Annotated in this window: 23 protein-coding genes, 1 tRNA gene and 1 pseudogene; 9 read left to right on the forward strand and 16 right to left on the reverse strand. The window is 62.4% G+C overall.

All coding sequences use genetic code 11. The annotated features are described in order from the left end of the window. Positions 1-5: 5 nt before the first annotated feature. Positions 6-758 carry an NAD-dependent protein deacetylase gene (gene cobB, locus MK_RS05690; RefSeq protein ID WP_011019443.1) on the forward strand — a complete coding sequence of 251 codons (753 nt, stop codon included), beginning with the start codon at positions 6-8 and terminating at the stop codon, positions 756-758. A gap of 563 nt (positions 759-1,321) precedes the next feature. Here cobB and MK_RS05695 read toward each other — a convergent pair. Next, positions 1,322-2,029, reverse strand: coding sequence for a 6-hydroxymethylpterin diphosphokinase MptE-like protein (locus MK_RS05695; RefSeq protein WP_011019444.1), 708 nt, complete (start codon positions 2,027-2,029; stop codon positions 1,322-1,324). 13 nt (positions 2,030-2,042) lie between these two features. Between MK_RS05695 and argC the strand changes: the two genes are divergently transcribed. Beyond that, on the forward strand, positions 2,043-3,074 hold the full coding sequence (argC, locus tag MK_RS05700) for an N-acetyl-gamma-glutamyl-phosphate reductase (protein ID WP_011019445.1): 1,032 nt from the start codon (positions 2,043-2,045) through the stop codon (positions 3,072-3,074). 81 nt (positions 3,075-3,155) lie between these two features. Here argC and MK_RS05705 read toward each other — a convergent pair whose 3' ends face one another. Continuing rightward, positions 3,156-3,587 (reverse strand): metabolic regulator, encoded by a 432-nt coding sequence (locus MK_RS05705; protein WP_011019446.1) that lies wholly within the window; start codon positions 3,585-3,587, stop codon positions 3,156-3,158. A gap of 68 nt (positions 3,588-3,655) precedes the next feature. Continuing rightward, positions 3,656-4,303, reverse strand: coding sequence for an MBL fold metallo-hydrolase (locus tag MK_RS05710; protein ID WP_158295955.1), 648 nt, complete (start codon positions 4,301-4,303; stop codon positions 3,656-3,658). 140 nt (positions 4,304-4,443) lie between these two features. On the opposite strand from MK_RS05710, the gene MK_RS05715 reads away from it, so the two are divergent. Both MK_RS05715 and MK_RS05720 read left to right on the forward strand, forming a co-directional pair. Then, positions 4,444-4,902 (forward strand): hypothetical protein, encoded by a 459-nt coding sequence (locus MK_RS05715; protein ID WP_158295956.1) that lies wholly within the window; start codon positions 4,444-4,446, stop codon positions 4,900-4,902. 80 nt (positions 4,903-4,982) lie between these two features. Then, positions 4,983-5,561 carry a molybdopterin-guanine dinucleotide biosynthesis protein MobB gene (locus tag MK_RS05720; protein ID WP_158295957.1) on the forward strand — a complete coding sequence of 193 codons (579 nt, stop codon included), beginning with the start codon at positions 4,983-4,985 and terminating at the stop codon, positions 5,559-5,561. 204 nt (positions 5,562-5,765) lie between these two features. Here MK_RS05720 and MK_RS05725 read toward each other — a convergent pair whose 3' ends face one another. The 8 genes and pseudogenes from MK_RS05725 to MK_RS09470 all read right to left on the reverse strand — a co-directional run. Further along, complete coding sequence (locus tag MK_RS05725) at positions 5,766-7,037, reverse strand: tRNA (N(6)-L-threonylcarbamoyladenosine(37)-C(2))-methylthiotransferase (RefSeq protein WP_011019449.1); 1,272 nt, start codon at positions 7,035-7,037, stop codon at positions 5,766-5,768. 5 nt (positions 7,038-7,042) lie between these two features. Further along, complete coding sequence (locus tag MK_RS09110) at positions 7,043-8,065, reverse strand: hypothetical protein (RefSeq protein ID WP_158295958.1); 1,023 nt, start codon at positions 8,063-8,065, stop codon at positions 7,043-7,045. A gap of 472 nt (positions 8,066-8,537) precedes the next feature. Then, entirely contained in the window at positions 8,538-9,989 is a 1,452-nt protein-coding gene (pelF, locus tag MK_RS05730; RefSeq protein ID WP_148679695.1) for a GT4 family glycosyltransferase PelF, read from the reverse strand. Positions 9,990-10,171: 182 nt separating this feature from the next. Next, entirely contained in the window at positions 10,172-11,725 is a 1,554-nt protein-coding gene (locus tag MK_RS05735) for a DUF5591 domain-containing protein (RefSeq protein WP_011019452.1), read from the reverse strand. Continuing rightward, entirely contained in the window at positions 11,709-13,127 is a 1,419-nt protein-coding gene (gene purB / locus MK_RS05740) for an adenylosuccinate lyase (RefSeq protein WP_011019453.1), read from the reverse strand. The genes MK_RS05735 and purB overlap by 17 nt, the downstream gene beginning before the upstream one ends. 89 nt (positions 13,128-13,216) lie before the next feature. Continuing rightward, positions 13,217-14,389 (reverse strand): radical SAM protein, encoded by a 1,173-nt coding sequence (locus MK_RS05745; RefSeq protein ID WP_011019454.1) that lies wholly within the window; start codon positions 14,387-14,389, stop codon positions 13,217-13,219. A gap of 43 nt (positions 14,390-14,432) precedes the next feature. After that, a complete protein-coding gene (locus tag MK_RS05750) occupies positions 14,433-14,609 on the reverse strand; it encodes a P-II family nitrogen regulator (protein WP_394296041.1) in 177 nt (58 codons plus the stop codon). Positions 14,610-14,628: 19 nt separating this feature from the next. After that, a pseudogene (locus MK_RS09470) lies at positions 14,629-14,730 on the reverse strand (hypothetical protein); the annotation flags it as partial. Between the two features lie 433 nt (positions 14,731-15,163). Between MK_RS09470 and MK_RS05760 the strand changes: the two are divergent. The 5 genes from MK_RS05760 to MK_RS05780 all read left to right on the forward strand — a co-directional run bounded on the left by MK_RS05760 (position 15,164) and on the right by MK_RS05780 (position 19,820). Beyond that, a complete protein-coding gene (locus MK_RS05760; RefSeq protein WP_011019456.1) occupies positions 15,164-16,084 on the forward strand; it encodes a nucleoside recognition domain-containing protein in 921 nt (306 codons plus the stop codon). Positions 16,085-16,182: 98 nt separating this feature from the next. Continuing rightward, positions 16,183-16,464 (forward strand): DNA-binding protein Alba, encoded by a 282-nt coding sequence (albA, locus tag MK_RS05765; RefSeq protein ID WP_011019457.1) that lies wholly within the window; start codon positions 16,183-16,185, stop codon positions 16,462-16,464. A gap of 36 nt (positions 16,465-16,500) precedes the next feature. After that, a complete protein-coding gene (locus MK_RS05770) occupies positions 16,501-17,325 on the forward strand; it encodes a CBS domain-containing protein (RefSeq protein WP_011019458.1) in 825 nt (274 codons plus the stop codon). Between the two features lie 43 nt (positions 17,326-17,368). Continuing rightward, on the forward strand, positions 17,369-19,411 hold the full coding sequence (locus MK_RS05775) for a hydantoinase/oxoprolinase family protein (protein ID WP_011019459.1): 2,043 nt from the start codon (positions 17,369-17,371) through the stop codon (positions 19,409-19,411). A gap of 154 nt (positions 19,412-19,565) precedes the next feature. Continuing rightward, a complete protein-coding gene (locus MK_RS05780) occupies positions 19,566-19,820 on the forward strand; it encodes a hypothetical protein (RefSeq protein WP_011019460.1) in 255 nt (84 codons plus the stop codon). Positions 19,821-19,861: 41 nt separating this feature from the next. Here the strand turns inward: MK_RS05780 and MK_RS05785 are convergent. The 5 genes from MK_RS05785 to MK_RS05805 form a co-directional block, all read right to left on the reverse strand. Continuing rightward, positions 19,862-19,958, reverse strand: a tRNA-Cys gene (locus MK_RS05785). Positions 19,959-20,009: 51 nt separating this feature from the next. Continuing rightward, positions 20,010-21,458, reverse strand: a complete 1,449-nt coding sequence (locus MK_RS05790) for a hydantoinase/oxoprolinase family protein (RefSeq protein ID WP_011019461.1) — start codon at positions 21,456-21,458, stop codon at positions 20,010-20,012. A 67-nt stretch (positions 21,459-21,525) separates the two neighbouring features. Further along, the gene (locus MK_RS05795) at positions 21,526-21,954 is read right to left on the reverse strand and encodes a hypothetical protein (RefSeq protein ID WP_011019462.1); all 429 of its coding nucleotides are present in this window, start codon (positions 21,952-21,954) and stop codon (positions 21,526-21,528) included. A 399-nt stretch (positions 21,955-22,353) separates the two neighbouring features. Then, the gene (locus MK_RS05800; protein WP_011019463.1) at positions 22,354-23,274 is read right to left on the reverse strand and encodes a hypothetical protein; all 921 of its coding nucleotides are present in this window, start codon (positions 23,272-23,274) and stop codon (positions 22,354-22,356) included. A gap of 547 nt (positions 23,275-23,821) precedes the next feature. After that, a complete protein-coding gene (locus MK_RS05805) occupies positions 23,822-24,943 on the reverse strand; it encodes a hypothetical protein (protein ID WP_011019464.1) in 1,122 nt (373 codons plus the stop codon). Positions 24,944-25,278 lie beyond the last annotated feature (335 nt).

Consider the following 25,278-nt stretch of genomic DNA (forward strand, 5'->3'; position numbering starts at 1 on the left):
CACGGTTGCCACTCCGCGAGGCGGCCGAGAGGGTTGTAGAGGCCGAGACAGTCGTCGTGCTCACCGGGGCCGGCGCCTCGGCGGACTCCGGTATCCCGACGTTCCGGGGAAAGGATGGACTCTGGAACAAGTACGACCCTCGGGAACTGGCCACACCCGAGGCCTTCGCACGCGATCCGGAGAAGGTTTGGGAGTGGTACCTCTGGCGCCGCCGTAAGATCGCCGAGGCCGAACCCAACCCTGCCCACACCGTCCTGGCGCGTATGGAGCGGGACGGCCTCCTCGAAGCCGTCATCACGCAGAACGTGGACGGGCTCCACCAGCGGGCCGGATCCCGTCGCGTGATCGAGCTCCACGGCAACATCTGGCGGGACGAGTGCGTATCCTGCGAATACCAGCGAGTGAACGACCCCGAGCGCGGCGAGGGACTCGAGTACGACGAGCTGCCACCGAGGTGCCCCGAGTGCGGGGATCCGCTGCGCCCCGGCGTAGTCTGGTTCGGTGAGCCACTGCCGTCTGACGCGCTCGTGGAGGCGGAGAACCTCGCCCGATCCTGCGACGTGATGCTCGTGATCGGAACCTCGGGTGAAGTCCGGCCCGCCGCCGACCTCCCGCTCGTGGCCAAATCCTGTGGGGCCACCCTGATAGAGATCAACCCGAGCGAGACTGCGCTCAGCCCCCACATGGACGTTATCATCCGAGAACGAGCGGCTTCGGCCATGGAAGCCCTATGGAACGAGATCGAGCGACTCCTGTGATGATATGTGGATTTTCCTCCGGATATGGGCCCCTACCGGCCGGTTTCCATGTTCCTGCGCGATGATTTGTGCGATACCACCTCGCAACTTCTACTCTCAACTCCACTCCCACCTTTGGGTTTCGCGGCGAGAGAGTAATGCATGTGAGAACGAGGAATCGAGTCCCGGTCGCCCGAAGACGGCCCCGCCCGATGTGGGTACCTCCTGCCGGTAATCCGTTCGGACGACACGACTTCTTCGTGCTGTCACGATCTAGGGGGATCCGCACGTAGTTCCAAGTTCTTCGTTAACTAGGGCGCGTGGAGATACTCAATCTCCCCCGATGACCAGGTCTGCCTCCCCTCAAGTACCGGCCCGGTGGGTGCAATCCGTTTCTCCGGAGCGTCCGAAGTGTCGCACAAATCTCTGAGAAGGACTCGTTCCCCCGAAGGTCCGCAACAGTCGATCCTCGTCCGCTCCCGTACTCCCTCGAGGTGGATCGCGCTGAGTAATATGAACAGAGAGCCAGAGCGGCTCACCTCCGCTGGCCATCCGCTCATCCACCGTCGCCGGGAGCGGTCCGATCATCGCCGGACCGTGAGGGACTCCACCTCGACACCCAACTCCCGCTCCACGAGCCTGAGCACGCGTTCGCCCCAGGCCAGCTTCTTCCTCTTCACGGGATCGGCCCGGAAAACTCCCCTGCCTTCACCGGGTCGGGAGTACTCCGTCGTGAGGTTCCCGAAGTCCATTCCCACGGTGAGCACGCGCTCCGCGCCCAACCTCGCCGCCATGACCACCGCCCGATCTCCATCCGTGAAGCCTCCGAAATTGTGCAGGAGGTCACACGGTGGCTCGACCTGACACGTTCCTAGGATCCTGCCGAGAGTGGGTACGAGTTCCGCCAGCTCGGTCACGTTATCCCCGTGGGCGTGTACGACCGTGATGGAACCGCACTCGCTGGACATCAGCAGGTACTCCTTCGGTCCGTCGAGATCCGTCACGACGACGTCCGGTACGATTCCGAGCTCGAGGAGGGCTCTACAGGCGCCGTCGGCGGCGTAGACGACACTGTCCTCCAGCTCCCCGACGATCTTCGGCAGCTCCGCTATCGAGGGACCGGCTCCCACCACGACCACCTCTTCTTCGACCGGCAGGTCCTCCGGGCGTAGGACGCGGGGATGGTCGCGGAGGAGCTCGCACAAGAACGAGGCGGCCCACAGGTCCTCGGACTCCTTATAACCTAGGTCCGCCCGGATCTCCTCGATTATCCCCTTCAACGGATCCGACAAGGGGGAACCCCGCGTGGTCGTGGTCGGCATCGTGGGTGCATCAGGTTACACCGGAGGCGAGCTCCTTAGACTCCTCGCCCGACACCCGGAGGTGGAAGAGGTCCGCTACGCGACCTCCAGGAGGCTCGAGGGAAAGCCAGTCTGGAAGGTACACCCGAACCTGCGGCGTGACTACCCCGACCTCGAGTTCTCGGACCCTGATCCCGTTGAAATCGGCGAAGACTGCGACGTCGTATTCACCGCCGTCCCACACACCGCCGCCATGGAGCTGGTCCCGGATCTACTGGAAGGAGGGGCCGTGGTGATCGATCTCAGCGCCGATTTCCGGTTCGACGACGTGGATGTCTACGAGGAGTGGTACGGCGTCGAACACGCGGCTCCGGAGCTGAACGACGAGGCCGTTTACGGGCTGCCCGAGCTACACCGGGACGAGATACGGCGCACAGACCTCATCGCCAACCCGGGGTGCTACCCGACAGGCGCTATCCTGGCCGCCGCACCGCTAGTCGAGGAAGGGCTCGTCGACGTCGTGATCTTCGACTCCAAGAGCGGTACCTCCGGGGCCGGTGCGAAGCCTTCGGAGGTCACCCACCACCCGGAGTGCGCCGAGGACCTGACACCCTACAACCCGACGGATCACCGTCACTTACCCGAAATACGGCAGGAGCTGGGGAAGTTGGGCGACGTCGAGGTTCACTTCACCCCGCACCTGGCGCCGCTCGTCCGGGGTATCGAGACCACGGCCCACGGTCTAGGGGATGTAGAGATCGAGCCGAAGGAGCTCCGGGAGCTTTACGTGGAATACTACGACGGTGAGCCTTTCATCCGTGTCTGCGAGGTCGGTGAGGCTCCGCGGCTCTGGGCCGTCCGTGGGACCAACTACTGCGACGTGGGCGTCTTCGCGGTAGGTGATGGCAGGGTCGTCGTAGCGTCGGCGATCGACAACCTCACCAAGGGCGCGTCCGGTCAGGCGATTCAGAACATGAACGTGAGGTTCGGGTTCGAGGAGACCGCGGGGTTAGAGGAGCCCGGGTATCATCCCTGAACCCGCTCCCGTACGAGCTCCTGGACCTTCCGACATCCCTCCTTGTCTCCCTTGGGTACCAGGGCGAAGGCGCAGCGCCTGTCACCGAGCCCCCAACATGCGTACTCGATCGCGTAGTACTCCCGGCCTTCGATGGCGCCGATCATCCCCTGGATCAGGCCGCTCTCCAGGTGCGCACAGCGTCTCACCCATCTCCGGGGCTCCACAACACGAGATGCAGTCGTACACGACCACGTTATCGTAGCCCATATCCGCGACGAGCTCGTCCGCTTCGTCCTCCTGGACGCCCACTTGGACCTCGCCGCACCTTATCTCCTGCAAGTACTCGCACGCGTCCTCCACGTCCGAGAACTCCATCCGCTTGACGATCTCGTGTCCGAGCTGTTCCGCTCGCTTCCTAACCTCACCGTTCGCTTCGAGGTCCCAGATCACCGATCTCGCGATCAGGAACGCCGTACGATCGATCTTGCGGTTGCACGTCTCAACCATCTGCAAAATGTCCTCCAGCCTCACGCTGGCCCCGCGGAGTCTGAAGTGATCACGGTGATAATCATTTTTCCACCCACCGCCGGATGTCGCGCTCACACGCGTACCTCCAGCCCGGGACCGACGTTCAGGAACTCGAAGCGTCGTCGGAACATGCGCTTCGCGACCTCACCGGAGCAGTGACAAGGACCGGCGATCTTCACTCCGAGTTCCTCGAGACGGTCCGCCACCTTCTCCACCTCGATCTCGGTCGCCCCCATCAGGTGGAATCCGCCGAGCACTGTGTGGACTTCGAGCCCTCTCCTCACGCACCACTCGACGAACTCGTGTATCCCGGGGTGCGCGCATCCCGTGATCAGGAGTCCGTTCGCGTACAGGGCTCGCTCCGGTGGTGGTCCCTCGAGGACGTCCGTGAGCACCATGTCACCTATTCCCAACCACTCCTCTCGGACGAGCTCGTTCTTCACCCCGATCCGTTCCGGGGTCACGATCCTGGCCACCTCCGACTCCGCCGCCTGCAACCCGCCGGTGTGATCCCAGTGATTGTGGGAGATGACCACCGCGGTCAGATCCTCGGGTTCGTAGCCGAGCCCCTTGAGGTTGTGTAGCAGGAGGTCCGGGTCGGGTCCGGTGTCGAAGAGCACTCGGTGACGCCCGTCCTCCACCAGTGCGGCGAAACCGGGACCGGACCGCAACTCCGGATCCAGTGGCGGTTCGTCCGACACCACCACCGTAACCTTCAACGCTACGTCTCCCCGTGAGCCGCTGTCGCCGGTGGACGCCGTTACCCCGGACCGGAACTGACTTTTCCTTTCCTTGGAAAAATACATCCGTCCCCTCCGGCCGGGGAGTGCCGGGGTCAACAATGAGCGAGGGCGAGGGGATGGGGGAGCTGCGTGAGAGCATCGCCGAAGAGCTCAAGTCCCAGCCGAAACACAGGAAGCTGGCGTTCGCGTTACTTAGCTCGTTCAGGACGGCTGCGCTGAGACACCTGGGTGAATCGTGGGAACCGATAATCATGGAAGCTAGCAGGCAGTTCCTTAAGATTATCAAGATTATCGAAATCGCGGAGGGCAGGGAGATAGAGGGCCTCGAGGACGCTTTGAGCGTCGCCGTGGAGTACGGATTGATCGGCGGTTTCGAGCTGGATGAGGACAGTGTTACGCTGGAGGGCGTATTGGAGAGCCTCGGCTGGGACGAGCGAACGTGTCGCGGCAAGGCGGCCTGCATAGTGACTAAAGGGATCGTCTTGGAGGGACTTCGTCGGGAGGGCTTGGATGTGGTAGAGCTGGAGGAGGACCTGGACGGAGATCGCGCCACGTTCCGGTGGAGGACCCGGTGAGCTACCCCCACCCTCCTTCGCCCCTTAACTTTACCACCGATCCGACTTCCATCTCACGGTTTGGGGGATCCACACTGCGCGTGCTCCAAGTCGTGGGGCCGAAGGACTCCGGTAAAACGTCGTTCTGCGAGGAAGCCGTCAAGGAGCTGCGCGGGCGTGGTTACAGGGTGGGCTACGTGAAGTCGGTAGGCGGACACGGTCTAGACCTTCAGGATCGTGACACGGGTCGCGTTCCCGCGGACGTACGGGTGGGTGTAGCTAGAAAGGAAACAGTTCTGTTTCTCGATTTGGACATAGATGCTGTTCTCGGACTCCTCGCGCTGTTGGGGCTCGACTACGTACTTGTCGAGGGATTCAAGTCCCGTGAACTCGGCGTCAGGGTGGGGTTCGGTGGCTACACGGAGGGTCCCACAGTTCCCGCGGAGGAAATCGATACCTCACCTGCGGACGCTGTGGAACGTTACGCGGTGAAGTACACGGCCGACATCGACTGTGGTAGGTGCGGTCCGGGATCCTGTCGTGATTTCAGGCGGGCGGTGGCGCGGGGAGAGGAGAACCCGGACGGGTGCGCCGCCCCGGAGGACGTCACGGTGCTCGTCGACGGGAAACCCTTAGGTCTCAACCCGTTCGTAGGCGACTTGGTAAAGAGCGTGGTATAGGCGCTGGTCGGGAGTATGAAAGGTGGAGGAGGGAACGACGTGATCGTAGCGCTCCGGCGTTGAAATCGGACCCCGTTGGAACCGTACCTACTTAATGCGCGCCGTCCGGACACCAACCCGCCACGGATCGACCACGGGTCGGAATCGGATGACGATCGGTTGCGAACGGAGCGTTCGCGATGAAGAGGGCTGTACTCGCCGACCTCATACCTCCGCCACGAGTCGTGCGTGAGACGCGTCCACGATACGACACTCCAACCGCTCGCCGGGTTCCGGGACTTCGCCCCGGAACACCGTCTTCTTCGCGTGCTCGTCCCGTCCCCACTTCTCCATTACCATCGTCACCTCTACGGTCTCTCCGATCAGCTCGCGGTTCGCCTCCTCGGCCCACTCGAGGCGCTTGCGGTGAAGGATTCGGCTCCTCCGTAGCTTCACGTCCTCCGGGACCTGATCCTCCATCCGCGCCGCCGGAGTCCCGGGGCGTCGGCAGAACCTGGAAGCGTGCAGGATGTGCGGTCGGGTCCTCTCCAGGAACCTGAGGGTGTTACGGAAGGCCTCCTCGGTCTCCCCCGGGAACCCCACGATGACGTCCGTGATGAAGGAGAAGTACCCGAGTCGGCGCTCGAAGGCACGGTACACCTCCAAGGCCTCTTCGACCGTGTAGTTCCGGTTCATACGACGCAGCACCTCGTCGTCACCGCTCTGCACGGGCATGTGGATGGAACGGTACAGCACGTCGTCTCGGCTAGCGAAGAGGTCGGCGAGGTCGTCCGAGATGGGATAAGCGTGACCGGGGTTGAACATACCCAGGCGAACCCGGGCGCCGTAGCGCGAGCAGAGATCGACCACGTCCTCCAGCAGCTCGACGACGTTCGTCCCCCGGTCCAGTCCGTACGTCGCGGTGTCCTGTGCGGTGAGGTGAATCTCGACGGCTCCGCGCTCCAGCTCCCGCTTCACACGCCGCAGGATGCGCTCCGGGGGAAAGCTGCGGAGGTTCCCACGTGCGAGCTTCACGGCGCAGTACGCGCATCTGTTCGGACAGCCCTCCGCGATCGGTACGATGGCGGCGAGGTTAGGCAGCTCACGGGGAGCGTCGGCCTTCCAGTCGATGTCTTCACGTTCACCCAGGAACTCCACTCGATCGCCGCGCAGCACGGCTCGAACGGCTTCCGGTATGCGGTCGAGGTGTCGGGGGCCTACGAGAGCAGCGTCCGGGCGGAGCTTGCGGGCGCGCTCCGGGTAGGCTTCCGGGAAGCATCCGGCTACGACGGTCGGCACACGCTCCAGCTCGCGCATCCTGTTCACCATTCGGGCGTCCACGCTGTCCCGAACGATGCAGGTCAGGAGGACGGCGACGTCCGCGTTCTCAGCGTCTTCGACCACCTCAAAACCTTCTCGGCGTAACAGCTCCCTCACCAGTCTACCGTCGTCGTGGTTGGCGGCACACCCGTACACCTCGACGGCGACCTTGGTCACCGTTATCACCCCCAGCGTCTCGGTATTTCCGTGACGTACGAAACGAACGCGTTGTAGGCTACTACTCGGTAAGCCTCCCTGCTGATCCTCCAGTACATCCTGATCGAGAAGATCAAGGAAAGTCCGGCGGCCAGAATGGCCCCCGTCAGGTAACCCATCGGGAGGAAGCTTTCCCCGAAGTACTTCCATACCAGCAGCTCCGTGGCTGGTACCGCGGATGTGACGAGCAGTGCCTCGAGGTCCCTACGGAAGGTGAGGAGCTGCGGGTAAATGTAGACGAGAATGGCTCCCGGTAAACTTCCGATCAAATACATCATCAGGACGCTTATATTCGAGACATGGACTTTTAAGAACAACGCGCCGGTGGCCGTGAGCAGCAACGGTATCGCGTACTTCCTGGGCAGCTTCACCGCTCCGAGTCCCGCGAAGAACGACAGAGCGCCGAGCACGGCCAGTGAGATGTACCCCAGAGTCCGATGCACGGAGATGCCGATCGCGAGCATGATCAAAGCCGTGATCAGGCCGGCGAGCACGAGCGTCCAGGCGAGGCTCCGCCAGTACGCCTTCATGACGAACTCTCGGAGTGCGTACATTCCGTCCCAGTCCACGCGGTACAGGAGGTCGAGCTTCTCCTCCACGGAGTCCCAGAACTTGATCGCCGCCAAGGTGCCGGCGAACAGTGGCATCATGCCGACGAACGACGGGGAGTCCAGTGGGAAGTACGGGAACCCGTACTTAGACCAAACTAGGAACTTATCGAAGAACATTACTAAGTAATACGCGATTGCGGACATCATCATGACCGAGTAGTCCGCGAACGCTGCAATAGCTACTTTCAGGCTTTTAATTAGTAGATTGCCGCGCGTGAATATGGAGATTTTAGAGATTCTATTCACACCTTGGATGACATCTATGAAAGATAGTAACATCATAGCTACCAGTATAGTGGAGGCTACTAAATACGCTTGGTCCGCCTCTATGATCATTAGGGAGACTATAAATGAAATTACGAAAAGGGCCCACGGCATCGTTACTCGACGAGCGATTAATCCCGGACGAGCCCAAGAAACGGCGGAATGAGCGGCCGTAAACATGTATGCTAATGTGGCCATAGGGGTCGCTATAGTGGTTGCTAGTGATATTTTTATGTTGAACAGCTGAGTTAATTCATTGTAAAGAATAATCGAACATACGGTACAAAAAATTGTCGATAATATTATGATTCCAGGTATGGGTATGAACGTTTCTAGAAATAAGGTGTCTAAAATTACGCGTGAAACAAGTACTTGAAAGGGGGCGGAAGTAAGGACAGCTGCGATTAGTGAGAGGCTCACTGGAGCTAGTTTCGTCGATCCTAGGACTATGAGTGTGGACAGCACGAAGATAACTCCGAGTACAGGGGAAGCGCCTAAGACGATTTTTATGAGTACGACCGGGTTACTGGCGGCTCTACCTACTGAGCGGATTATCGCCACTAATGTGTCAGATATTGCGCCCAATTCAGTCACCCCTGGCGTATTTACAGTACTCCCGGAAGTAGTCATGACACATGCGCATTACATCGTACTGTTTGGCGCGTTTGGTGGCATGATGTGCCATCTCGAACATTAACTCGGGATCGTAGAGTAGGCGTACCAGGTGCCTGGCGGCTTCGTCCGCGTCCTCGGATCGGAAGGTGCGACCGAAGTTCCTGTCGACTATGTACGGCACTGCGCCGACCTCGGAGGCTACTACCGGGCATCCACAGCTCATCGCCTCGAGGAGTGCCATTGGCAGTCCTTCCGAGCGGCTCGGTAGGAGGAAGATGTGGAACCTACGAAGCCACTTGACTACCTCGTCTGGAGTGCAGGGACCGTGGAACCTCACGATGTCTTCCAGGCCGTACTCCTTCACGAGTTTCCGGCACTCCTCGTAGTACGCCTCGTCTTCCACTGGGCCTACCACGTGGAACACGACATTGCCTATGTGCTCGACGGTGCGGGCCGCGATCTCGATAAGTACGTCGATACCCTTGACGCGTTCGATCCTCGTGATCGTACCGACCTCGAGCACTTCCGGCTCGTTGTACTTCCTCTCCAGGTCGCCGGGAGAGTACTTCCAGGTCTCTATTCCCGAGTAAACGACTTTGATTTTATCCTCAGGAGCTCCCTGCTCCAGGGCCAGCTCCGCGTGGTAGTCCGAGATTTCTATTATCTCCTCGCACTGCTCGTACGACGTGAGCATCATCGAGCGGAAGCACTCCTTGAAAAGCTCGCGTGTCGTCCTCCCGTACCCCTCCAGTCGCGTGTCGAGCTCCCTAAGCAGTATCCCGTGCTCGGTGATGATAAAGGGGACATTCCGTACCGCCTTCGCGACCGAGCACAGGAACCCGCATACTCCCGAGTTCTGGGCGTGCGCGACGTCACAGTTCGGTAGTCGTCTAGCGCCGGCGGCCGCCCCTAGCACGAAGGATGCTATGTTCACGGCTACCCAGAACACGTCGCTGAACGGGTTATTCTCGCACTTGTCCTCGTACTGGGAGGCTAGGTAGTGAACGTATCGTGCGAGCTCGTACATCGTGGAGCTGGCGAGTACGCTCGTGGGCGACTTGGAAACCTTCCACAGCTCCTTCAGCATTGGCTCCGAAAGTGGTTCACCTTCCACCATCCTCTCGAAGGTGGCCCGGAGCGTTTTCGCTGCGGTCGACCACCTGAGGCGGTGTGTGGGAGTTATCCTGTCGAGCCACCGGCGCAGTTTGTTCCCCTTCGGGACGATCTCCTGAATTACAACATCCCGGACGTTTGCCGGAATTTCCACGACTGGTTCGGTTCTTTCCGGCCCCGTCATGCATAACACGTTGAACACGACATCCGGTGAATACTTGATGAGGCGCTGGACCCAGGTGGTGACCCCACCTAAAGCTACGGGATAGGTAGCCTCGGTTACTACGGTGACAGTGGGTCGTTTGTACATCCCGCTTCCCCGAAATTCCACCATAGAGTGGTCGGCCTGGAGCTGGGTCCACGCTTCCTTCCTTTCGGTTTCTTTAGGTAATAACCCCAGTGATAGGAGTCACCCCCGTCCGGTGTAGCCCCATCGCCCGGCGAGGAAACGGTATCTAGTACTTAATTCTTTGACTGGATGAAGGCATGTAGTTATCTGGTTTCGATCACTGTTGTGTCGGGTGGAACGTCCTCGGGTCGGGCGATCACTCGACACGGTCGGATCTCATCCCCCAAGTCGACCGGCCAATGGAATCCCGGGAGCACGTCTTCGGGAACATCCACCATCTCGGCTTTCGTTCCCTCCTCGGCGTGGATCGGCGGTACCCGGGAGCTCACACAAAGTTCGGCACCCAACTGAGATAGGGTCAAGAGACCCGAGGTCGGGGGGACTGAAAAGGCCCTCTCCCCGTCGATGAGTACGCGCTGTCCGTCGAATCGGTAGTCCACGTTCTCCAACACGTCGACACCGAATTGAAACCTCGAAACGGCTCGGGGTACGTGCTCACGGAGATCCCCGGGCTCACCCTTCGTGAGATCCTCTAGGGTCCGGCGGAGCTCCTCGAGCGCCCCCCTGGAGGCGGGGTTCCCATCGGGGCGGCACGTGTAAACGACATCGTATCCTCTTTCTTCCAGCTCCTTTCCGACTTTCCGGTAACCGTCCGCGGCGTGGCACACTATCGGGAGGTCTCCCACTATCTTCTCAATAAGCGCCGCCGAGCGCTCGATCTCCTCTCGACTCCATTCCCCGGTGACTCGAACGTCGTAGTGGGCGGCGGGAAACGTCCTCTCCAGCGCCCTCGGCACGGCACCGAGTGGGCTGGTGATCATGATCTCATCCACGGGGAAATTCCACGTTATTCGCATGATACGTCGGTGCGTGGGCGATCGTGAGTAGGGTTTCCGGGCGGAGCACGGGAGCAGGACGACCGCTTCCACCCAATCCGGGGGTTCGTACCGACGAACGCGACGGAGCCACTCGGTGACCTCCGGACGGTCGAACGATAGGTCGGTAGCGCAGGCGATCTGGGTGTTCCGGTTCAGGTTCACGTATCGGGCGACGGCACGTTCCCGGTCGCAGACCCGTAGGACTTCGGCGATCCTGGGGTGCCTCGCGGCCACGGACTCGACGAGTTCCCTCAAAGTGCCCTCACGGATCGCTTCGCGGAGCCTCAGCAGGCAGAACTGTAGCTGAGTCCAGTTCTCCCTGAGCAGCTCTTCGCGGTCCTCCGTCTCCACGGTCTCGGTCGAGAAGTCGTCCAACAGCAGTTGATCCTCCAGCGTCAGACGTAGACACAGTGCGGCGTCGAAGAGGTCGAACCCGAGGTAAAACAGCAGGGGGATCCATTCGGGATCTCGCACCGTCACGGCACGGACCGAGCCACTCCGACGTATCTTGCTCACTACCTCCGCGAACTCCCGAGCGTCCGGGATCGACTCGAGCCGGTACACCGTGATCGATCCGTCCGAAAGGGCTTCGGCCGGGTCCGTCCACGGGGACGGCAGGTCGTCCGGCGTGAGTCGTACGGAGTACGGCCGTGCCAGTTCCTCGAGCTCCTTCACGAGTTCTCGCACTTCGGGGACGTTCTCTACGGCGACGGACAGTCGTTCGGGGATGAGGAAGGGAGCCGGGGTTTCTACGCCCTCCACCTCGAGGACGCGCGCGCAATCACACCGAAGGACCCGGACTTTATCCCGCACCGACACCCAACACCTCCTTCATCTCGCGATCGATCTCCTCCAGGTCGCGTCGGGTCTTCTCGGCGGCCTCACGCGCCAGGTCGGGAGCCACGCCCAAGTACTTCTCGGGGTCCAACACCTCATCTAACTCTTCTTCTCCGAACAGCTCACGGACGCGCTCTTCCTCCTTAACTACTTCCGCGAAGTCACGTCCTTCCTCCCAAGCCCTCATCGCGAGCCGTCTCACGAGCTCGTGCGCCTCCTGTCGCCCTATTCCTCGCTTGACCAGTTCGACCATCAGTGCCTCCGCCATATTAAGCCCCTTCGTCAGCCGCAGGTTCTCCCGTATGTTCTCCTCGTAAACGCGTAATCCCTCCAAGTTGTGGATCGTCAGCCGCAGCATTTCGTCCAGCAGCAGGAACTGTTCGGGGAGGATCACCCGCTCGCTCGCGGAGTTCGTGAGGTCCCGCTCGTGTTCGAGCGGCACGTTCTCGAGCGCTATCTGCACGTTTGACCGCAGTACCCTCGCCAGGCTACACACCCGCTCGGAACGGATCGGATTCCGCTTGTGTGGCATCGTCGAGGATCCGACCTGCTTCTCGGGGTCGAACGGTTCCTCGACCTCCCGGATCTCCGTCCGCTGGAGGTTCCTGATCTCGCGGCCGATCTTATCCAGCGTCGAGCCGATCAGCGCGAGCAGTGCGATCAACTCCGCGTAGCGGTCCCGCTGAATGACCTGGTTGGACACGGTCACCGGCCTGAGGTTCAGCAGTTCCATCACCCGACGCTGCACCTCAGGACCCTTCTCGCCCAGCGCCGCCATCGTTCCGACGGCACCGGACAGCTGCCCCACCAGTACCCGGTTCGCGCACTCCCGGAGTCGCTTCAGGTGCCTCACGACCTCGCGTGCCCAGATCGCGAACTTCATACCGAGCGTCGTGGGAACCGCGTGCTGACCGTGCGTGCGACCCACCATCGGGAGGTCGGCGTACTCCTCGGCCTTCTCCGCCAGCACTTCCGCTAGACGGTGCAGCCTGCGGTAGATTATCGACAGTGCTTCCCGCAGTACCAACGCGTGCGCGGTGTCTATCACGTCGTTGCTGGTAGCGCCCAGGTGCACGTAGTCCCCGCCAACCTCGCACCGCTCCGATAGCGCCTTCACCAGGGCCATCACGTCGTGTTTGATCTCCGCCTCGATCTCCTTGACGCGTTCCACGAACCGTCGTAGCTCTTCCTCGTCGCCGGTGATCTCCTCGACGACGCGTTCCACCTCGTCCGCGGCCTCCTCCGGTACGAAGTCGAACACCTCGGAGAGCGCCCGTACCAGGGCCGCCTCAACCTCGAGCATCTTCGCCACTTTGTTCTCTTCCGAGAACACCCGGCGGAGCTCGTCCGATCCGTACCGTGACTCGATCGGATGAACGGGCAACTCAGAGCCCCCTCCGGTCGGGACGGCTCTCCGCATCCCTCGTGGTCGACGGCAACCTACCCTTTCGTCATCGGGGGTAAGTTATCCCTTCACCGGCGCACCGAGACCTTCTGGGCGTGCACCCTACGGAAACCCAAAGATCTGGCGTACTCTTCCAGCTCGACCATGTCCTCGTACTTGGGGAGTGGCAGGTCTCTACGCCGAAACTCCGGTCGATAGTCCAGGTAACACACCTGGACGTCCTCTCCCAGGTGCTCGTACAGCCAATCCGTCAGCGCGAAGACCTCCTCCTTGTCGACCAGCTCGGGGTTGTACGGTATCCCGACACCCACGAAGACTTCCTCCAGGTATTCGTCCGCCAGGTACTCCAGGATCCGTAGCACCCCATCTACGTACTCGGCCGCCCCCTTCACGTCTATTCCGGCCACCTCGGCGAACGTCTCGGGGCGGAACCCCTTCACGTCGATCCCTATATCCGTCATGCCCGCCTCGACCAGCTCGTCAACGTAGTCGGGGGAGAGGACCGTACCGTTCGTGTCGACGTGCACTCGGAGGTCGGGTCCGCCGTACTCACGGCACTTCCTGACGAATTCCACGAGGAACTCGCGGTTCAGCGTCGGCTCCCCACCGGAGATCGCGACGCGGTTCACGCCGTACTCTCGGGCCGTCCCGACCAGCAGTCGGGCCGCCTCCTCCGGCCGCATCCGCGCGCCCATCGCGGCCCCGAAGGCGATCGAGTGGTTCTGACATTGAGGGCACCTGAGGTTACAACCGTGCGCGAAGCACGCCGCCTCGACGTAGCCCGGCTTGTCCTTCAGCTCGACCGGGGTCCCCACACCGCCGACGGGATGCGGCTGGAAACCGCTGACGACCCGGATCTTTCCGTCGACGTCCTCCGTCTCGACCTCGTCACCCTCGGTGAGCTTGGAGTTGCAGGCCGGAACCACCTCGCCGTTGAGCCGGACGGCGCACGCGTAGCAACCTCCCACGCCGCACGGGGCGTCGACGTCGTGTCCTATCTCCCGGAGGGCCCCTTCCACCCACCGGGATTCGACCTCGACTTCTTCCCCGTCCACCCGTACCGTGATCGGTCCTTCCTCGACCTCGACTAACCTGCGGGCGCCGTACGGGCAGGCCGGGACGCACGCGCCGCATCCGACGCAGTCCTCACGGTTCCACAGGGGATCACCGACGGGACAGTCCACCACCTGGGAGCAATAGCCGCAGTGCCTGCATCCGACCAGTCGGACTTTCCGGACCAATCCACGCCCCTGAATGATGAGGGGGCGTAGGGGAAGAAGTTCGTTACGACAGTGCGTCCTTTCCGCGGTCCCCGGTGCGCGCGCGGACGGCGTCCTCGAGCGGGATGACGAAGATCATACCGTCGCCGGGCCTGCCCGTCTTCGCGTGCTCACAGATGATGTCGATGACCTCCTCGACGTCTTCGTCGTCCACCACGATCTCGATCAGCACATTATCCAACAGGTCGATCCGGTACTCCTCACCACGGTACCGGTGTGTAGGCTTTGGAGGCCATCCTCTCGGCGGCGGATCCCGAGACGATGGTCACCGTCTTGTCGCAAAACGACCACTGGAACAGCGCGAGCGCTAAAGCGGGGTAACATCGACTTCATCGGGTCGGCAGCCCACGCTTCGGCCGAGAACAGCCCCGACAACCAACCCCCGAGTCCCTTCGCGTACTCGGGGAACGCGATCGTGAAATCCAGTAGCATGAACGCGACGACTGTGATTCTCACATCTACCAGGCACTCCATGAAAAACCGAGGCTGACTTGATTCTAAGAACATGAAACCGACCTGCATCATTACAACGAGTGCCATCGCCCGAATCAGGAAAAAGGATCGCACCCAGTCCCCGAGACACACCACATCGCTAGTGCCTAATATAGATCGCCGACGTCTGCCGACAATAATTTCCTCAACTTTCATCCAGCAAGGCTTTCCGGAGAGGCTTGACTATTGGATTTATTCTGTGATCATTTACCGGAAAGATCTGCCTGAAAGAGGGTGCCGGCAATGGACGTCACAAAGCTCGTCATACATTATCTACTGGTGATCGCAAAGGTAGCACCTCTGGTATTCCTGGGGTTCTTTTTGGCTTCAGTAATGATAATCCTTCGAGTACATGAGAGGTTAGGAAAACTGACGGGTAGGAGGCTGGCGAGGTTAGGGTTGACCCCCGAAGCCGCGTCTGCGATGGCGGCCTCGCTCGTGAGTCCCAGCGCGGGGTATCCCATACTGGCCGAGTTCCGGCGTGAGGGTCGCTTGGACGATCGTGACGTGGTGTTGCTGGTCGTCGCTACCACGTTCCCCACTACCGTGGGTGAGATGTTCCTGAAAGGGCCGTTCTTCGCGGCCCTGGCGATACTCGGTCCGAAACTGGGAACGGAGTACATGGGTGCGCTCTTCGTTACCGCGCTGCTCCAGACGCTCCCTGCCTTGGCACTGTACGGAGCGCGCTCCGGCAACGGGTCCGACATCCATCTGCCATCGACGTCCCACGACGACGTCCCGCCCCTCCGCGAGGCCGTGATCGAGGGGCTACGGCGTGCGGCCCGAAGGATGAAATACGTCCTACCTAGGATGGTCGGGATCGGATTACCCATGGTGATCCTGGCGGAAGTCCTTCGGTCGTGGGTCCACGGAGGCCTCGGTCCGGTGGTGGCGATCACCCTCGCTAACGTCAGCCACTACACGGTCGGGTACGCCACGGCGGCGGAGCTGGTTCACAGAGGAGTGCTCTCGGAGAGCGAGGCGGTGGCGGCCTTGCTCATCGCGGGATGCGCCAACGTCCTGATGATCTTCCTGAAGGCGTCGTTGGCGACGTACGTGTCGATCTTCGGCTCCAGGCTGGGTCTTCGGGCGTGGGCCGCGAACTTGGGATCCAGCGTCGGAGCTCGGCTCCTGATGGCGTACGCGATACTGCGATGGTCGTAGCTAGGGAGTCAACTTTATAGGACCGAACGCGGCGGCTCGGTTCGCCTGAAAAGACACCGTTCGCGGCGATAGGGAAGAGATGCAAGTGGGGTGTTCCCGTGGCTGAGGAGAACGTAATCTACGTCGGCAACAAGCCCGTGACCAACTACGTCCTGGCGGTGATGACGCAGTTCAGTGAAGGCGCCGACGAAGTGAAACTCGTCGCCCGTGGCCGTGCGATCAGCCGTGCAGTCGACGTCGCGGAGTTCATCAGGAACAACGTCATGCCGGAGGTCGAAGTTAAGGACATCGAGATCGGCACCGAGGAGATCGAAACCGAGGAAGGCGACACCATCAGTGTGTCTACGATCGCCATCACCCTGGCCAAGCCGTCCGAGTAAAACGCCCCTCCCTCCCCTCCCCTGAGGGTGCCCGACTTGCCGGAGCTCCCATCAGTGGAGGATCTGATGTCGCGAAACCCGGTTACAGTGGACGCCGACCAGTCCCTCAAGTTCGCCCTGAAGACCATGCGCAAGCGCAAGGTGAACAGACTACCCGTCACCGAGCGCGTGTCCGAGGACCGGAAGGAGCTTGTGGGCATACTCACGGTCCTCGACGCGGCCCTGGCCGTCGCCGATGCTATGTTCGGTGACCGTTCACCCTCGAGGATTAAGGTTTCGGAGGTCATGTCGTCACCCGTGATCACCATCTCACCCGGAGCCACCGTCCTCGACGCCGCCCAGACCATGCTGGTCCACGGTGTCTCCGGGCTCCCGGTGCTGGACGGTGACCGCCTCGTCGGGATGATCACGAAGACCGACTTACTGGAGCTCGTGCGGTCCGAGGACTACGTGGCGCTTCACATGGTCAAGGATCCCATCACGGTGTCGGCCGGTACCAGCCTGCTTCACGCACGTCGACTCATGTTCGAGGAGAACGCCAAGGTGCTTCCGGTCGTCGAGCGCGAGCGGCTGGTCGGGCTGCTGACGGACCGCACACTGGCACTCGAGCTTGCCAGACTCCGCGAGAAGTCACCCAAGGGCAAGTTCCGATCCGCACTCAAGCGCGCACGCGTGGATGACGTGATGAGAACGCCGATCTCCGTACGGACCGACTACGGCCTGGTCGACGCCGCCGAGCTCATTGTCCGGAAACGGGTCCCCGGGGTCCCGGTGGTCAACTACCAGGACGAGGTCGTCGGCGTAATAACCAAAACCGACCTCCTGCACTTACTGGTGGAAGAGCTGGAGGCGGCCGGCTAATTCTTAACCTCCACCAACCGCCCGTCGGACGGGCTCACCCGGGATGGCCGAGCTCGCCGTCGGCATCGACGTGGGCGGCACTTTCACTGACCTGGTGGAGTACGACGGGCGGGAGCTCCGTGTCCGGAAGGTTCCGTCGTCACCCCGGCGGCCCGAACGGGGCTTCGCGGAAGCTCTTAAAATCGTCGAGACAGACCCGGATGTTGTCCTTCACGCCACGACCATAGGGACCAACGCGTTTCTGGGTCAGAAGGGGCTTGAACTGCCCGAAGTTGCTCTCGTGACGACACTCGGGTTCCGCGACGCGATCGAGATCGGACGGCAGGTTCGTCCCCAGACCTACTCGCTGTCACCCCGAAAACCCGAACCGCTCGTACCTCGACGGCTCAGGTTCGAGGTTAAGGAGCGTACCTCACCCGACGGTGAGATCATAGTACCGGTCGACGAGGACAAGCTCCGTCGTATCGCCCGCCGTATCGCGGTCGAGGACGTCGATGTGGTCGTCGTCGCTTTCCTCCACGCCTACGCTAACCCGGCCAACGAGTGCAAGGCGAAGGAGGTTCTGGAGGAGGAGCTCGGTGACGTCGAGGTAGTATGTTCGCACGAGGTATGCAACGAATACCGCGAGTATGAGCGGACTTCGACGGCCCTCGTCAACGCGGTCTTACGACAGATCGTCACGGAGTACGTCGAGAGGACCTGGGACGCCGTCCGCGACGCCGGTGCCTCGGAGTACTACCTGATGCAGTCGGACGGATACGCCGTGCCGGCCGAGCTCACCCTTCACACCCCGGCCAAGCTCATCGAGTCGGGTCCCGCCGCCGGAGTCGTCGCGGCCCGATACCTGGGTGAAACGCTGGGTAGGGACCGCCTGGTCTCGTTCGACATGGGTGGAACGACGGCTAAGGCCGGTACGGTCGTCGAAGGCCGTTACGAGGTGACTAAGGAGTACGAGGTGGGCGGTGAGGTACACAGGGGTCGTAGGGTGCGCGGTTCGGGATACCCCGTTCTTCATCGCTTCATCGACCTGACGGAGTGTAGCGCCGGCGGTGGTACGATACTCTGGACCGACGAGGCCGGCGCGCTCCGGGTGGGACCGCTGAGCGCCGGAGCCGATCCGGGTCCGGTTTGCTACGGGAAGGGAGGTACGGATCCGACGATCACCGACGCCAACGTCGTCTTGGGACGCCTCAACCGACGTGCCCTCCTCGGCGGCGAAATGCCCATCGACGCCGAGGCCGCCGATCGTGCGCTCTCGGAGCTCGCGGACGAGCTCGGACTCGAGCCGGAGGAAGCCGCGTACCAGGCCCTGCGCCTCGCCGTCGAGGAGATGGCCCGGATCGTGCGTATAGTCACGGTGGAGCGCGGCCACGATCCCCGCGAGTTCTCGCTGGTCGCTTTCGGTGGTGCGGGACCCTTACACGCGGCGGAGCTGGCCGAGATCTTGGAGGTCGAGGAGGTGATAGTTCCCCTCCATCCCGGCGTGTTCTCGGCGTACGGGCTCCTAGCGGCCGAGGTCGCCTGGGAACACGTCACCCCGGTCATGAGGACGCTCGAGGAGCTCGACGATGAGGAGCTGCGCGCGGTCGTGAGAGGTACCGCGGAGAAGGCGGCGGAGCGCCTGCCGAGGGAACCGGACGACGTCCGGATCGTCGTGGAAGCGAGGTACCGCGGGCAGGCGCATGAGCTCGAGGTTCAGACGGGGCCGGACGTGACGGCGGACGAGCTCGAGGAGGCTTTCCACGAGCGGCACCGCGCCGTTCACGGGTTCCAACTTAATGCCCCGGTGGAAATCGTCAACGTCCGCGCCCTCGCGGTGATCGAGCGGAAGCCACCCGAACCGAGCCCGCTCAAGGAGGGTGGAGAAGGGAACCCCAAGCGTGCGCTCGTCGAGACCCGGGAGGTGTACTTCAGGGAGGAGGGTTACCTGGAAACTCCCGTGTTCGATAGGGACGCCTTGAGGGCCGACGACATCGTCGAGGGACCGGCGGTCATCGAGCAGTACGACTCGACCACCCTCGTACCGCCCGGCTGGAGGGCACGCGTTCACAGGTCGGGTGCTATCCTGCTCCACCGGATCGAGTGAGGCGGGAACACTCCGGACGTGTCCTCGTGCCTGCTCGTTCCCGAGGACACAACCATCGGATGTGGCGGAGCCTTGGTGGGTCCGTTCCCGCATTGCTGACGGGAACCGCCTCGGTGATAATCCCCGTCGGACTGGGAATCTTGGGGACCGTGTGTTGGCGGGGAAGGCGGAGATCCTAGGTGAGGTGGTGCTGTGCGTGATCTACGGCTACAGGGTGGCCGGTGCGGTATCGGAGATCAGCGGGTCTCTATCCTCGCGCTGGTATGGACACGCGCGGTCCACGGAGGACTTGGCGGTGAGGACCGTGGAGGAACTCGGGAGGTCGCTCGGCTGGGATCCGGAGGAGGTGCGACGATGGCAGGCGATCGTGCGGACCATCGGTGACCTCGCGAGGAGGGGCCTTCTCTGAGCCCCCGGGATATTGTTACAGTTTCCGTAACGATTCTGGGTTGGAGCCGCGGCCGGGATTTGAACCCGGGTAACGGGATATCCGCCGGGACCGTGCCCGGCTGCAGTCCCGCGCCCAGCCAGGCTAGGCTGCCGCGGCGATCGCCCGGGCCGTGAGGCCTGCTCCCCTACCAGTTTTTAAGCCTTACCCTCAGGACGGCGGCTCGACGCCGGGGGTCCTGTACAGGTACACCTCGGCCCACTGACCCACGCGAACGCCCCCGCGTACGATCTCGAAGGCGCGGACCCTGACTTCGTCGGGCTCGAAGCCGGCGGCCTCGATGGCGAGCTCGACCAATTCTTCGCGACTGTACACGCGGCCCCGATCGACTTCGAACCTCTCTCCGGCGGGAGCGACGTGTCCGTACCCGCGCTCGGTGTGTACGTAGACTACGGCTTCACGGGCGTGACGGGCGACGGCGCAGCCGACGGCGTTGCAGACGTCGTGATGGGGAACCACCTCACCGACGCCGGTTAGCTCGCGGAGGGCGGGCGCGAGGGCACCGGCCCAGAGGACGCTGTCGTGCGTCTCGAACCTCCGAAGCAGCTCCCGACGAATGGTTTCGAGGGTTTCCTCGGCCACCTCATGGGGATCGCCGAGCTCGCGGAGGACGCGACGAGACTTGGATGGATCGCCGTCGGGCTCCGGATCGTGGTATCCGGCGACTACCAGGGCGTCGGTCAGGGTGGGCTCGGAACCGCCGTAGCAGGCCGGTGTGGCGGTGTCGTTGGTGATTCCCTCACCGGTGAGGACGGCGTTGCCGCCGTACGGGAGGGAGCGGACGATGGCGGCTCGAACGGCGGTCGGATACCCGAAAAGCTCGGCCCCCTCCTCGGTGACCGGGCGCCCGCCGCGGGCCTCTGTGAGATCGATGGTAGCGCCCCCTACGTCGGCGAGGAGGAAGTCATCGCGGCCGGTGAGGTAAGCCGCACCTAGGACGCCGGCGGCGGGTCCGGAGTGAAGGACGTTGACAGGGACGCGGAGGGCCTCCTCAGGAGTCTGGAGTCCTCCGTCGCCCCGAAGCACGCCGTCGACGCGACCGAGGGCCTCGAGGAAGCGACGGGTGACCCGTTTGACGCGGGCGCCGAGTACAGCAGTGGCGACACGGCGTGGGAAGTTGCCGTAAGGTAGGTGGTAGCCGGGGACCGCCTCGACGTAGGTCTCTCGGTGGGCTTCGATGATCTTCCGCTCCGGATCCGCGTTACGATGGGAGTGCTTCGCGACGACGGCCAAGGCGTGATCCTCTCCGGAAGGCTCCACCGCGTCGGGGTCCGGTTCCTCGACGATGTCACCTCGATGGTCGACGTAACCGGGGAGAACGTCGGCGCGGTCGGCTAGGTCGAGGAGGGGCTCGGGGTCCAAGCCGGGACCAGGGATAAGGACGAGGTGGACGGGGTCGGTGCGACCGCGTGTAAGGGCGTTGATCGGGAGGGTGGTGCTGACACGTCGCTCGTCGGCGTCGAGCGCGCGGAGGGCGCGACGGGTGGGTTCGAGGAGCTTACCGTCGCGCGGTACCTTGACGCGATCCTCGACCTCTCCGTCCTCGAGGACGACGGCGTCGACGTGGGTGCTGCCGGTGTCGAGACCGAGGACGCGCATGTTCGGTCCCCCGGTGACGTCGGGAGTCTCGGTGCGGGGCTGAGCGGGGTGCGTCGGGGGCCGAGGACTAATCATCGACGATCCGGAGCTGGAACTCCTCCCTGACCGTGCCGTAAGGACCCTCGTAGCGGACTACCAGTCGGTACTTGCCCGATTCCTCCGGTGTGTAGAATTCGAACTCCACCCAATCGCCGACCCAAACCTCAGGCTCGCTCAGGTCGATACGACCGAGCTCGGAGTTTCCGGCACCGTTCAGACGAAACTCTAGGGTACCCTCCCACAGAGGGCCGCCGCCGCGAAGAGTGAGTAAATAAGGCCGGACGAACACTATCGCCGAGGAGCCGGCCGGGGCCGATACCGGGGCGAAGATCTCGAGCGTCAGCGCTACTCCGCGGACCCGGGAGATGACGACGGTCGGAACGTACTTAAGACCCAATCGAGCCATCGACCTCTCCCACTCCAGCCGCGCGTCCTCCTCGGGATCGATGGGGGTCAATCCCCGGCCCCCTTCGACCCGTCCGGGCGACGGCGCTGGCCCTTGGGCCCCGCCCTGTTTCTCCACGAAAAAGCCTTGCGGACGGTTAGGGTAACCACCGTCCGCTGTCTTCGGCGTACGGGGGCCGTACGATGGATCGCACGGCGGTTCGCTCACAGTAACGGTCGTGCCCGCACGACGTCGCGAGGGTTCGAGGAACCCGCTCGACCGACGGTGGACTCCAATCCGTGGTTACAAACCGTGTCGTTTCGGACTGTTTGTTTGATTCAGTGACGCGACACCGATGCAACGATGCCGCCGGAGTACTGAACACTCGTCCGCGTAGCTTCCGAGGCCATGGTAGGCACGGCGGGCGAGGTACGTGCGAGAGAATTCAGTACGTGCCGTGGATGTGGCCCATCACAACCCCTCGACGAGGACGGCGAGTTGGCCTAAAAGCAGCGATCTGATCGCCTTCGGTACGAGAGCTTCCGTCATCCGCGCGGACTTCCTCATGGCGTCTTCTACGGTATCGCGGTCTACACTCCAGCCGTCCGAAGCCAGCCGTGTCCCGACTTCGAGTATCGAGATCCAGAAGGCCGCCGCGAGCTCCGATGGTCCGTTGCGCAGCGCGCTGCGTACCCGAAGCTGCTTCCAGTACCGCTTCACGGAGTCCATCCACCACTCCAGTGTTTCCCCCTGGGGTGCCTCCAGTCTAATGGCTCCTAACCCCTCTACGGCTCTCTCACCGAGCACCTCCGCTACGGCGGTGAGCACCGGATCGACCACGTACCTCCGACCGTCCACGATCAAGTCCAGATCGGAGAAGTCCGCGACGTCCTCCGGACGTACCTCGGCGGCGCTCACGACTCGGAAATCGGTCGGGTGAAGTCCTGTGTCGATTCTCGGGATTGGGAGGGTCAGTCCCGTCACGTCTAGGTTGAGCGCCTCGGGTGCGTGCCTCTCGAACTCCTCGGGCGGACCGTGACGCGCGTCCCACGTGGCTATGAACATCAGCCCACGGTTCAAAGCGTCCCCGGCTCGGTCCAAGATGCGACGGGCGGCGTCCGGACCCGCGTCGTGGACGTCGTGGATCGATATCCCGGACTCCGGGTCGCCCACGCCCCGGTAGACCAGCAGGTCGTCGGAGAAAAACACGTGGGCACCCACGTTAACGTCACAGAGCAACTCAGTGGTAGCCACCATCAGGCAGCGACTGGAGCGGATGATTTCGCAGTTCTTCCCGCGGCAGCTCTCACAAGGTAGGTGCTCGACGAAGACCGGCGCGAAACCTCGGGCTGCGGCTAAAACCGCCACCATCGCGGCGTAGCTGAACTCCATATGCGGCATCCTCCCCTGACCGCACGGTGCGAGCCGGGGCTTCGACTGACCGTGGCTTGGGTAGATTTGTCCGAGCGTTCGGTAGCACGGTCCCCGTGCGTCGTGTTCCGCTCGACCGGGTCGGGATAGGGGGACCGTCTCCCTGGTTCCGAACCCTCGACGGCACCGAACGAGCCCGACGGACACTGCTAGGACGCGGGATGGGAAGTGTACCGGGGCGTCGGAGGTCGAAGCGGGAGTTGGTTCGTGGTCCCCGGCCGTAATCGGGTACGCGCGCCACTCGCCGCGCCTCGGCAATAAGGGACGTCGTCACCCGTCGGTAAGCCGGCCTGTCGTCATCGGAGCGTGCTTCCGTGGAAGTTACGGGACGACTCCGGAAGTTCGGCGACGCGCGCGGACGCGGTAATCGTCATCATTCCACGATTACGTCGGCACCCGATGACTTTTCGATGCGGGCGCGGCGCACGGGAGCCGGGCCGATTCACACGAAAGGTTTAGGCGGCGTGAGCCGTCCGGGCGGCCGTACCGTCGGTGAGACGGCCGTACATCAGCCAATCATCCGCCGGAGTGTCTCAACCGATGACTCTACTTCCACCCCTCCACCGACCGGGAGTTCCACACCACCCAACGCCGAGGCCCGCTCGATGACCTCGTCCGCGTGTTCCACTCCGATGAGGTTCTGAATCCTCTTGATCCTCGAGTACAAGCTCTCCTGGGCGCCCTTCTCTTCCCACAGGGGGTCGTACTCCTTCGGCTCTATCTCGATCCATCCTACCCTCACCGTCGCTCCCGAGTTCAGGATGTTCTCCGCGAGCTCCGTCGGCTGTGACAGAAGCTGTATCAGCTCCGCGGCCCTCTCCACGGTGTCCACGAGTATGTCCGATATCCATCTTTCCACCCGCTCGTCCTCGATTTCCAGAGCTGCGATGGCCTCCTCCAGGTATCCGTTGAGGAGCTCCAGTTCCTCCACGGGACCGAGCTCGACGTTCTCCAGAGGCTCGGCCAGCTCTTCGAGTGGGGGAAGCCTGTTCGCGCACGTATGACAGAGGAGTGTGAAGATCGTCCAAACCCGGGCCGGTGATGCGAACTTCGGGACGATGTCTCCGTATTGAATCTCCAGCGACGGGAGCGCCTCGACGATGCACTGGTCCGTGTCTACCGCCTTGGCCACGAGCTCGGCGGCCTTCCCGAGGTCCTCGTCCTCTAAGAACCCTTCCGTACACGCCATGAGCGCGACTTCTACCAGCAACGGACCCGCTACGGTCTCTAGGCAGGGTTCTTCGAGGTACTTGGGTACCGCCGATAGGAAGGCACGACGTATCTCCAGTAGGTACCCGAGTGCGACGTCTGGTGTTTCGGTAACTTCTTCGAGGGCCACGCGAAGCTCGAACACACCGCTCAACGACCATCGGGTGATTCGCTCCACGGCATCGACCAGTGTAGCAGGATCATCCAAAACCTCTTCCAAAAGGAACCGAACCGGATGAACGTGATGGATCTCCTCCCCTCGAAGTGCGCGGACGAGCGGTTTATCCGGGTCAAGCGTCGAAATCATCGCGCGCCGAAAGAGTTCGAAGTTCTCGAGCACCTCACAAGGTTCCGATACCGCGGCGTGTAACTTCTCCAGCACCGACGGTTTCGGACGGACCGGGACCTCCCACCACTTCAACCGACACTCCCCGGTACTCCGGTCGACGTATTACAATGTTAAGTTTGCAGGAATGTTCAGTCAGGTGGTCGCAGTCTTAAGAGAGATATAGAGATATTATGTGTGGGGGCGCTGAGAGAGTGCGAACACTCGGCCGGCGAAGTCAGCTTCAGGGGGCGCCTCCTCATCCCTTCGGCGTCGGGGACGTTCTTCATCCGTGGAGAGTCACCTTAGACCGAGCAACCTCCCGAGTAGATTCAGTAGATTGGTCCCTTCCGGTAACCCAAGCTCTCGGGCGAGCTCCCAGAGAGCGGGTGAGACCTGAGCTCTCCTTCGGACTTCTCCCCACAAGCGCT

The organism is Methanopyrus kandleri AV19 (genome assembly GCF_000007185.1).
Classification (GTDB): domain Archaea; phylum JAADCQ01; class Methanopyri; order Methanopyrales; family Methanopyraceae; genus Methanopyrus; species Methanopyrus kandleri.

Bases quoted from the DNA above. Each gene is read 5' to 3' on its own strand.
- MK_RS05715 (WP_158295956.1), top strand. From the start codon at position 4,444: ATGGGGGAGCTGCGTGAGAGCATCGCCGAAGAGCTCAAGTCCCAGCCG.
- MK_RS09110 (WP_158295958.1), bottom strand. From the start codon at position 8,065: ATGCCGTGGGCCCTTTTCGTAATTTCATTTATAGTCTCCCTAATGATC.
- pelF (WP_148679695.1), bottom strand. From the start codon at position 9,989: ATGTACAAACGACCCACTGTCACCGTAGTAACCGAGGCTACCTATCCC.
- MK_RS05760 (WP_011019456.1), top strand. From the start codon at position 15,164: ATGGACGTCACAAAGCTCGTCATACATTATCTACTGGTGATCGCAAAG.
- MK_RS05775 (WP_011019459.1), top strand. From the start codon at position 17,369: ATGGCCGAGCTCGCCGTCGGCATCGACGTGGGCGGCACTTTCACTGAC.
- MK_RS05790 (WP_011019461.1), bottom strand. From the start codon at position 21,458: ATGCGCGTCCTCGGTCTCGACACCGGCAGCACCCACGTCGACGCCGTC.
- MK_RS05800 (WP_011019463.1), bottom strand. From the start codon at position 23,274: ATGGAGTTCAGCTACGCCGCGATGGTGGCGGTTTTAGCCGCAGCCCGA.